Origin of the sequence: Pseudomonas sp. SbOxS1 (assembly GCF_013416725.1) — a bacterium.
GTDB lineage: Bacteria > Pseudomonadota > Gammaproteobacteria > Pseudomonadales > Pseudomonadaceae > Aquipseudomonas.
The window spans coordinates 41,171-50,176 of sequence record NZ_JAAVXC010000050.1 but is presented as its reverse complement, the minus strand read 5'-3'; the positions used below and the strand labels follow the sequence as shown (position 1 = coordinate 50,176).

Below are 9,006 nucleotides of genomic sequence, written 5' to 3'. Positions count from 1 at the left end.
CAAGAGCCCTTGGTTACTTGGGGCTTTTCCAAGTGACTCGCTGTAAGAGCGAAACCCTAAGTGGCCGTTACCGCAGGAATGGATATGTACACATGCAGGAGAATGGTCGGCTGTCAGGCCGTCATCGCTGGCAGGCCAGCTCCCACTGTTTGGACCGGGTACATCTGCGAGAGATTAATCGGATGCCAGGCCGCCTTCGCCGGCAAGCCTGGCTCCTACAAGGATGTTTTTTCAGTCGCCGTGAGGGCGGAAGTTAACCGGCCAGGCCGACAAACATATCCTGCACGTCGTCATGGTTATCGAGGCCTTCGAGGAACGCTTCGACCTCAGCCATCTGCTCATCGCTCAGGCCGCTGACCGGGTTCTTCGGCTGGTAGCCCAACTTGGCCGACAACACGGTGAAACCTTGCTCCGGCAGGGCTTTTTGTACCGCGTCCAGGTCGGTAGGTTCGGTCAGGAACAGCGTCGCGCCGTCTTCGCCCGGCTCGAAATCCTGGGCACCGGCTTCGATGGCGGCCATTTCCGGATCGGCGTCCGGGGTGTCCGGCGAGGCCTCGATCATGCCCACGTGGTTGAAGTCCCAGGCCACCGAGCCGGAAGCGCCCAGTTGGCCCTTGCGGAAAGCCACGCGGATTTCAGCGACGGTACGGTTGATGTTGTCCGTCACGCACTCGACGATCAGCGGCACCTGGTGCGGCGCGAAGCCTTCATAGGTGACGCGATGGTATTGCACGGTTTCGCCCAGCAGACCGGCGCCTTTCTTGATGGCGCGATCCAGGGTTTCCTTGGGCATCGAGGCCTTTTTCGCCTGTTCGACCACCAGACGCAGGTGTGCGTTGGTGGCGGTATCGGCACCGTTGCGCGCAGCAATGGTGATTTCCTTCACCAGTTTGCCGAAGATCTTGCCCTTGGCGTTGGCTGCCGCTTCTTTGTGTTTAACCTTCCACTGTGCGCCCATTACTCACTCTCTTGTCTATGGCGCCGAAACATCTATTGGCCGACGCATGCCGCCAAGTTTATACGGCCTAAAGTTGGCAATCGACCAAAAAATCTCAGGCTCAACCACGGATCGACATCTTTACCGATGGTTGTAGGGCGATTCTGAAATTTCGGTTGGCGATGTCCACAAGGCATGCGGGTTTGTACTCTCTGTGGCCGTACTCCATGGCAGAAGCGCGTCCGATGCACAACGACAAGGAAAGTCCCTTCACCCTCACACTCCTCGACGACCACCTGAGTTTGCAAGTAGTGCAGTTCAGCGGGCACGAGGCCCTCAATCAACCCTATCGATTCGATATCGACGTGATCGGCCTGGCACCGGCCCTCAACCTCGAACGGCTGCTGCAACAACCGGCGCTGCTCGACTTGGGACAAGGCCAGGGCATCCATGGCGTGCTGCACAGCGCCAGCTGCGAATATCGAGGGCGCGGCCGGGTCGGCTACAAACTGGTCCTGGTGCCCGCCCTTCAAGCGCTGGATCGATACAGATCGCGGCGGGTCTTCCAGCGCCTCAGCGTGCCCATGATCCTGCGCCAGCTGCTGGAGGAACATGACTTGCCCGCAGACAGCTATCGCATGGAACTGGCAGACGGGCATTATCCCCTGCGACCTTTTTGCATCCAGTACGAGGAAACCGACCTGGCCTTGCTGCAGCGCCTGTGCGAGGAGGAAGGCATTCACTATCACTTCGAACACTCGCGCCACGGGCACGTGCTGGTATTGGCCGACGACAACATGAGCTTTCCCCAAGAGCCGCTGCTGATGCCTTTCCACGGCGATGAGACAGGCGAAAGCACTGCACCGGTCATCAGCGAGCTGTTCCAGCGCCATGACTCACAAGCCGTTTACCCACGAGTGGAGGCGAAAAATCGCGGTGTTCAGGTCGATGAAGCCGCGGCCAATCACGCCTTTTCCCACACCCCTCGCCCTCCCCAGGAGCAGCGCCATCGGGATCAGCTCGAACGCCGCGATCTGCAGCGCATGCGTTGCCAGCAGCTGCAGCTTCACGGTCAAAGCAATCAGTGTCTGTTACGCAGCGCACACATCGTGCAGGTGGCCGACCATCCCGTGCCGGGGTTCAACGACCAATGGCTGGTCTGCCAGGCTCGGCATCAAGGCCAGCAGGGTTCGATCCTGTCCGAAGACAGCATTGCCCGGCACTATCGCAATCAGTTCACGGCCATTCCCTGGTCGACGGTGTTTCGCCCACCCTTGGACCAGGCCAGGCCGCGCATCCCCGGTTTCCAGCCTGCCCGGGTCTGTGGCCGGGCCGGGCAGCAGGCGAAACAGGATGATCAAGGTCGCCTGCAGGTGAGTGTATGGCCCGACACGGCTGTCGATCCCGAGGCGGCCACAGGGCTGTGGCTACCTGTGGCACTGGCAATGCCCCAGGTCCCAGGGCAAGAGATCCCGCTGCCAATGGCCGGCAGCGACGGCTGGGTCAGTTTTCTCGACAGCGACCCGGACCGCCCGGTGCTCTGCGCCAGCAGCGGGCAGCGTCGCCGCCCGCCAGCGGTGCGTGCCGACACCCCACGCAGTGACACCGGCCTGCTGCTCGACTGGTTGATCAGTCGCACCGACCCCGCGCCTTGAGCATCAGACGCGGTTACCGGATCGTTCAGGTACGCAGGGGTTTGATGATCATCGCCTGGTTCGGTACGCAGGCATGCCGGGTACCCTGGCTCCCGGGGCGGCTGTTCCAGTGCGGGACCAGCACCAGGGCCGAGAACAGCGCGCAGCCGGCAAAGACGATGAACACGGTCACGGTATCGAAATAGCCTGGCAGCAATCCGCCGAGAATCGCCCCGACCGAACCGCAACCGTTGACGAAACCTGCCGCCGTGGCGCCGGCCTTGGCGGTGCCGAAATCGATGGCGGCCGCACCGCTGATCATCGAGTCAGGTCCGTAGAGCGTCAGGCCCATGACGAACAGCAGGGCCACCACCAGCATCACGCTGCCGGTATGCAGTGCGCCCATGAAAAACCCCAGGGACAGGGTCAGCGCCAACAGGCTGAGCACGCAGGCGGGCATGCGCCGGGCGCCGAACAGTTTGTCCGAGGCCAGGCCGATCATGATCGGCCCGAGCAAGCCGGCCAGTTCGAACGCGGTGGGAATGATCGCCGCGCCGACCTTGCCCACCGAGGGCATCTGTTCGAAAACGATCACCGGGCCCCAGAGCAGAATCGCGTAGCGCGCCGGCTTGAGCATGAAATACGCCAAGCCGAGCACCAGCACCGTGCGGTTGCGCAGGATTTCCTTTAGCGGCTCCAGCACACTGATTTTGCTTTGGGCATAGGCCTCTTCAGCGCTCAGTGCGGGTTCAGGCTCCACGGCCGGCAAGCCCACGTCTTCAGGCTTGTTGCGTTGAAAAAGAAAAAACAGCACGGCGACCAGCCCCACCACCGCCGCACTGGAAATGAACGCCGCATGCCAACTGCCGATCAGCGTATAGGCCCACCAGCCGGCAAACGGCGATGCCACCAGGCCGCCGAAGGCGTAGCAGGAACTCCACAATCCCAAGACCTGCCCGCGCTGTTGGGCGGGAAAGAAACTGCCGAGGTTCTTGCACAACCCCGACCAGCCGGTGGACTGCGCCAGCCCTTGAATCAGCATGCAGGTGGCGAAAATCGGCAAGGTGGCGAAACTGCCCATCACCAGCGCCGCCGCCGCGGAAATCAGCAAGCCACCCAGCACCACCACCCGCGGCCCGAAGCGGTCGGCCAGGATGCCCCAGGTGAATTGGCCGATGGCGTAGGCGGTCAGGTAAATCGCGTCGAGGTTGGCCATGGCCATCTTGTCGAGCATGAAGCTCGGATCTTCGCCGATGCCGAGCTTGGCCACGGAAAACGCTTTGCGGGTGAAATAGAAAGCGGCGTAGGCGAGCCAGGTGATCGCGAAGATCTGCACGCGCCAACGCTTGAGGGTGCCGAAATGCTTGTTCATTGTGGTTCTGACCTCAGGGTCTGAGTGTGCCGGCAGATTTAAGAAAAACGCCTGTGTTCTTATTGTTGAGCACTGCGCAATCACCTTGTCCCTGTAGGCGATTGCGGTCAGATGAGTCCTGTGGTTACACGTACAGGCCCATGGCACTCGCGCTGTTCGACTGAGCAGTCACGGAGCCTGAGGTGGATAAAAACAATTAATGTTTAATAAGTGAAATCGATTTATCGTATTTCCAAAATAAGCACTGCTTGTTACTGGAGATGCCCATGTCGGTTTCCCACGCCCAACTCAAAGCTTTCCACGCCGTGGCCGTGCATGGAAGCTTCACCAAAGCCGCCGAGCGGTTGTTTCTCACCCAGCCAGCGATTTCCGACCAGGTGCGCAAACTCGAAGAGCGCTACGGTGTGTTGCTGTTCCATCGCAACAAACGCTCGGTGCGCCTCACCGACCTGGGCGAGCGCTTGTTGAGCGTCACCCAGAAACTGTTCGTGATCGAAGCCGAGGCCCAGGAATTGCTGCAGGATTCCCAGGCGTTGCAGACCGGCAGCCTGATTCTGGCGGTGGATGCGCCGGTGCATGTACTGCCACAGATCGCCCGGTTTTGCGAACGCTACCCCGGCATCAGCGTGAAGATCGAAACCGGCAACACGGACGAGTCGCTGTTCCGGCTGTTCAACTATCAGGCCGACCTGGCGTTGCTCGGCCGCGAGGTCAGCGACGAACGATTGATCTCGTTGCCGCTGCGCAATGACCCGATGGTGGCGTTCGTGTCGCGCAATCATCCGTGGGCGGATCGCCAATCCATCACCCTTGCAGACCTGGACGACACGCCGCTGGTGTTGCGCGAAATCGGTTCGGTGACCCGCCAGACCCTGGAAGAAGAAATGGCCGGCGCCGGCTTCCGCATTCGCCCGGCGATCCAGGTCGAAGGTCGGGAAGCGGCGCGTGAGGCGGTGGTGGTGGGGATCGGGATTGGCGTGGTGTCGGCGGCTGAGTTTGGCGCCGACTCGCGGGTGTGCGCGTTGCCGATCACCGATTGCAAGCGGCGGCTGACGGAAACGCTGGTGTGTTTGCGCGAGCAGAGCTCGCGGCGGATTGTGGCGACGTTTCTGGAGATGGTGCGCGAGAGCCTGGTGTAGACAGGTCTGGCCCCATCGCCAGCAGGCTGGCTCCCACAGTGGTAGTGAGTCGTCACTGTGGCCGAATGCAAACCCCTTGTGGGAGCCAGCCTGCTGGCGATGCGGGCAACTCGGTCTATGAGGTGGGCGCCAAGCCGAAAAACGCCTGGATCAAGCGCAAATCCCGCCGCCGCTCCATGCACCCCATCATGTGCCGATTGACCAAGCCCTCGCCGATGATCGGCACCGCCGTCACCCGCGGGTCATGGCTGACCTCCACCGACGACACCACGCCCACCCCTAACTCGGCAGCGACCGCCTCGGTTACCGCTTCCCGGCTGTCCAGCTCCAGCAACACCCGCGGATTGACCTTCGCCTGGACGCAGGCGTCATCGAAGGTGCGTCGGGTAATCGAACTCGGTTCACGCAACACCATGATCACCTGGTCCAGCTCCTTGAGCGGCACCCCTTTGGGCCGCCGGGCCCACGGATGCCCCACGGGCACCAGCGCGCAAATCCGCGATTCGCTCAGGGCTTGCAAGTGCAGGCCCTTGCGCGGCTCGACCTCGGTCAATACCGCCACGTCGGCATGCTCGGACAACAGCGCCGCCAGGGTTTCCTGGGCATTGCCCAGGCGCAGGTTGACGGTGATGCCGGGATAACGCGCCCGCAGGCTCGCAAGCATCGGCATGACCATGTGCGGGCCGTCCGCCGCCACTTCCAGGCGCCCGGTCAGTAACTGCCGGTTGGCCTCCAGCATCGCTTGCGCCTCCTCGGCCAGGCCGAACATCGCCCGGGTGATCGCTGCCAGCCGGGTGCCCTCCTCCGTCAGCTCCACCCGGCGGGCCGTGCGGCGCAACAGGGTGATCTGGTAGTGCTCCTCCAGCGCCTTGATGTGCCCGGTGACCGCCGGTTGGCTGATGAACAGTCGAGCAGCGGCACGGGTGAAACTGCCCTCACGGGCCACGGCATCGAAAGCGCGGAGCTGAAACAGGTTCATGAATAACTCTCACTGATGGCTGGCATAACAACAAACAATTTGATTGATAGCTCGGCAAATTGCAATTTAAGCCCCGTAGCTTCATCCCATCGATTGCGAGGACACGAGAATGAGTACTGCCGCCCCCATCCTGCTCACCCCCGGCCCGTTGACTACTTCGGCCCGCACCCGCCAGGCGATGATGGTTGACTGGGGTTCATGGGATGACCGCTTCAACCAACTGACCGCCAGCCTGTGCGAGCAACTGCTGGCGATCATCAACGGCGCGAACAGCCACCACTGCGTGCCCCTGCAAGGCAGCGGCACCTTCGCCGTCGAAGCGGCGATCGGCACGCTGGTGCCACGCGACGGCAAGGTCCTGGTGCTGATCAACGGCGCCTACGGCAAGCGCCTGGCGAAGATCTGCGACGTGCTGGGGCGCTCGTTCAGCACCTTCGAAACCGCCGAAGACGAACCGACCACCGCCGCCGACGTCGACCGCCTGCTGCGGGCCGACGGCGGCATCACCCACGTCGCACTGATTCACTGCGAAACCAGCACCGGCATCCTCAATCCGCTGCCGGAAATCGCCCAGGTGGTCGCACAACACGGCAAACGCCTGATCATCGATGCCATGAGCTCCTTCGGCGCGCTGCCGGTGGACGCCCAACAGGTGCCGTTCGATGCGCTGATCGCCGCTTCCGGCAAATGCCTGGAAGGCGTTCCGGGCATGGGTTTCGTTTTCGCCCGCAAGGAATCCCTGGCCAACGCCGCCGGCAACTCGCACTCCCTGGCGATGGACCTGCACGACCAACACACCTACATGGTCAAGACCGGGCAATGGCGCTTCACCCCGCCGACCCACGTGGTCGCCGCGCTGCACGAAGCCCTGCTGCAATACAATGAAGAAGGCGGCCTGCCCGCCCGGCACCAGCGCTATGCCGCCAACTGCCAGGCCCTGATGGAAGAGATGGCCACCCTTGGCCTGCGCAGCTTCCTGCCAGCCGCCATCCAGGCGCCGATCATCGCCACGTTCCATGCCCCGAAAGATCCGCGTTATCAGTTCAAGGAGTTCTACGAGCGGGTCAAGGCCAAGGGTTACATCCTCTACCCCGGCAAGCTGACCCAGATCGAGACGTTCCGCGTCGGCTGCATCGGCCATGTGCAACCTTCGGAAATGCGCGAAGCGGTGGCGGCGATTGCCGAAGTGCTGCGCGAGATGGAAGTCCTAGAGATCTAACCCCCCCTTTCCCTTGTAGGAGTGAGCCTGCTCGCGATAGCGGCCCGACATTCACCATTGATGTCGACTGACAGGGCCTCATCGCGAGCAGGCTCACTCCTACATTGAATCGTATTGCCAATTCAGGAATTTGATCACCATGAACTACACCACCCCAACCAAACTCCAAGCCGCCATCCTCGACTGGGCCGGCACCGTGGTCGACTTCGGCTCGTTCGCGCCGACGCAGATTTTCGTCGAGGCCTTCGCCGAGTTCGACGTCCAGGTCTCCATCGAAGAGGCCCGTGGCCCGATGGGCATGGGCAAGTGGGACCACATCCGCACCCTGTGCGACCAGCCGCAAGTCGCCGAGCGCTATCGCAAGGTGTTCGGCCGTACGCCGACCGACGATGACGTCACCGCCATCTACCAGCGCTTCATGCCACTGCAGATCGAGAAAATCGCCGAACACTCGGCGCTGATTCCCGGCGCCCTGGACACCATCGCCAACCTGCGCCAACAGGGGATCAAGATCGGCTCCTGCTCCGGTTATCCGAAACAGGTCATGGATAAAGTCGTCGAGCTGGCCGCCACCAACGGCTACGTGGCCGACCATGTGGTCGCCACCGACGAAGTGCCGAACGGCCGCCCATGGCCCGCCCAGGCATTGGCCAACGTGATAGCCCTGGGCATCGACGATGTTGCCGCCTGCGTGAAGATCGACGACACCGTGCCGGGCATTCTCGAAGGCCGTCGTGCCGGCATGTGGACCGTGGCGCTGATCTGCTCGGGCAACGCGCTGGGCCTGGACTACGACGGCTACCGTGCCCTGGACAGCGACACGCTGGACAGCGAGCGCAAGCGCATCCACGCCCTGTTCGAAGGCTCGCGCCCGCACTACATGATCGACACCATCACCGATTTGCCGCAAGTGATTGCCGACATCAACCAGCGCCTGGCCAAAGGCGAGATGCCACAGACCAATTGATTCACCGCCCCCCCCTGTAGGAGCGAGGCTTGCCCGCGAACCAGGCGCCGCGGTGTACCTGTCACACCGCGTCATCGTTCTTCGCCGGCAAGCCTGGCTCCTACAGAGGGCATTGCGCGTCAAATAGCCTCAGGCAAACCCGGTGAAACAGGATTACAGTTAACGGTGGCTACCCCCCTGTGAGGAACACCGTATGCCGTGGAAAAATTCCGACTCGCGCTACAGTACCGTCTCGATCGCGCTGCATTGGTTGATGCTGGTCCTGCTGGCGCTGGTTTACGCCGCTATCGAACTGCGCGGCCTGTTTCCCAAGGGCAGCGGTGGTCGAACGCTGATCGTGGAATCGCACTTCATGCTCGGCCTGACCGTGTTCGTGCTGGTCTGGCTACGCTTGTTCGCCCGCAGCCTCGGCCCGGCACCGCAGATCTTTCCGGCGTCGCCTCGCTGGCAAACGGTGCTGGCCAGATTGATGCACTGGGCGCTGTACATTTTCATGATCGCCATGCCGATTCTTGGCTGGCTGGTCACCAGCGCCAAAGGTAACCAGGTGATGTTCTACGGCTTCGACCTGCCCCTTCTGGTCGCGGAAAACAAGGACCTGGCCAAGCAGATGCAGGGTTGGCACGTGCTCGGTGGCACCATCGGCTACTGGCTGATCGGCCTGCACGCCGTTGCCGGGCTGTATCACCACTATGTGGTGGGCGATAACACCTTGCTGCGGATGATGCCCAAGCGGGTGAACAGCGATACCTGAAACAC

At 62.2% G+C, this 9,006-nt stretch carries 8 protein-coding genes; 5 read left to right on the top strand and 3 right to left on the bottom strand.

Features of this window, described 5'->3' with window-relative positions:
• Positions 1–253: 253 nt before the first annotated feature.
• Positions 254–958: a YebC/PmpR family DNA-binding transcriptional regulator gene (locus HFK74_RS30405; protein ID WP_008063883.1), complete on the bottom strand. Its 705-nt coding sequence runs from the start codon at positions 956–958 to the stop codon at positions 254–256.
• A gap of 224 nt (positions 959–1,182) precedes the next feature.
• Between HFK74_RS30405 and HFK74_RS30400 the strand changes: the two genes are divergently transcribed.
• Positions 1,183–2,592 carry a type VI secretion system Vgr family protein gene (locus tag HFK74_RS30400; RefSeq protein ID WP_180206770.1) on the top strand — a complete coding sequence of 470 codons (1,410 nt, stop codon included), beginning with the start codon at positions 1,183–1,185 and terminating at the stop codon, positions 2,590–2,592.
• A gap of 25 nt (positions 2,593–2,617) precedes the next feature.
• Here HFK74_RS30400 and HFK74_RS30395 read toward each other — a convergent pair whose 3' ends face one another.
• Positions 2,618–3,943: an MFS transporter gene (locus tag HFK74_RS30395; protein WP_180206766.1), complete on the bottom strand. Its 1,326-nt coding sequence runs from the start codon at positions 3,941–3,943 to the stop codon at positions 2,618–2,620.
• Between the two features lie 266 nt (positions 3,944–4,209).
• Here HFK74_RS30395 and HFK74_RS30390 point away from each other — a divergent pair, with 266 nt between their 5' ends.
• Positions 4,210–5,082 (top strand): LysR family transcriptional regulator, encoded by an 873-nt coding sequence (locus HFK74_RS30390; RefSeq protein WP_180206765.1) that lies wholly within the window; start codon positions 4,210–4,212, stop codon positions 5,080–5,082.
• A 115-nt stretch (positions 5,083–5,197) separates the two neighbouring features.
• On the opposite strand, the gene HFK74_RS30385 is transcribed toward HFK74_RS30390, so the two are convergent.
• On the bottom strand, positions 5,198–6,061 hold the full coding sequence (locus HFK74_RS30385; protein ID WP_180206764.1) for a LysR substrate-binding domain-containing protein: 864 nt from the start codon (positions 6,059–6,061) through the stop codon (positions 5,198–5,200).
• 109 nt (positions 6,062–6,170) lie between these two features.
• On the opposite strand from HFK74_RS30385, the gene HFK74_RS30380 reads away from it, so the two are divergent.
• The 3 genes from HFK74_RS30380 to HFK74_RS30370 all read left to right on the top strand — a co-directional run bounded on the left by HFK74_RS30380 (position 6,171) and on the right by HFK74_RS30370 (position 9,001).
• Positions 6,171–7,280 (top strand): 2-aminoethylphosphonate--pyruvate transaminase, encoded by a 1,110-nt coding sequence (locus HFK74_RS30380; protein ID WP_180206763.1) that lies wholly within the window; start codon positions 6,171–6,173, stop codon positions 7,278–7,280.
• A gap of 139 nt (positions 7,281–7,419) precedes the next feature.
• Complete coding sequence (gene phnX / locus HFK74_RS30375) at positions 7,420–8,247, top strand: phosphonoacetaldehyde hydrolase (protein WP_180206762.1); 828 nt, start codon at positions 7,420–7,422, stop codon at positions 8,245–8,247.
• Positions 8,248–8,440: 193 nt separating this feature from the next.
• Positions 8,441–9,001, top strand: a complete 561-nt coding sequence (locus tag HFK74_RS30370; protein ID WP_180206761.1) for a cytochrome b — start codon at positions 8,441–8,443, stop codon at positions 8,999–9,001.
• The last annotated feature ends 5 nt before the right edge of the window (positions 9,002–9,006 follow it).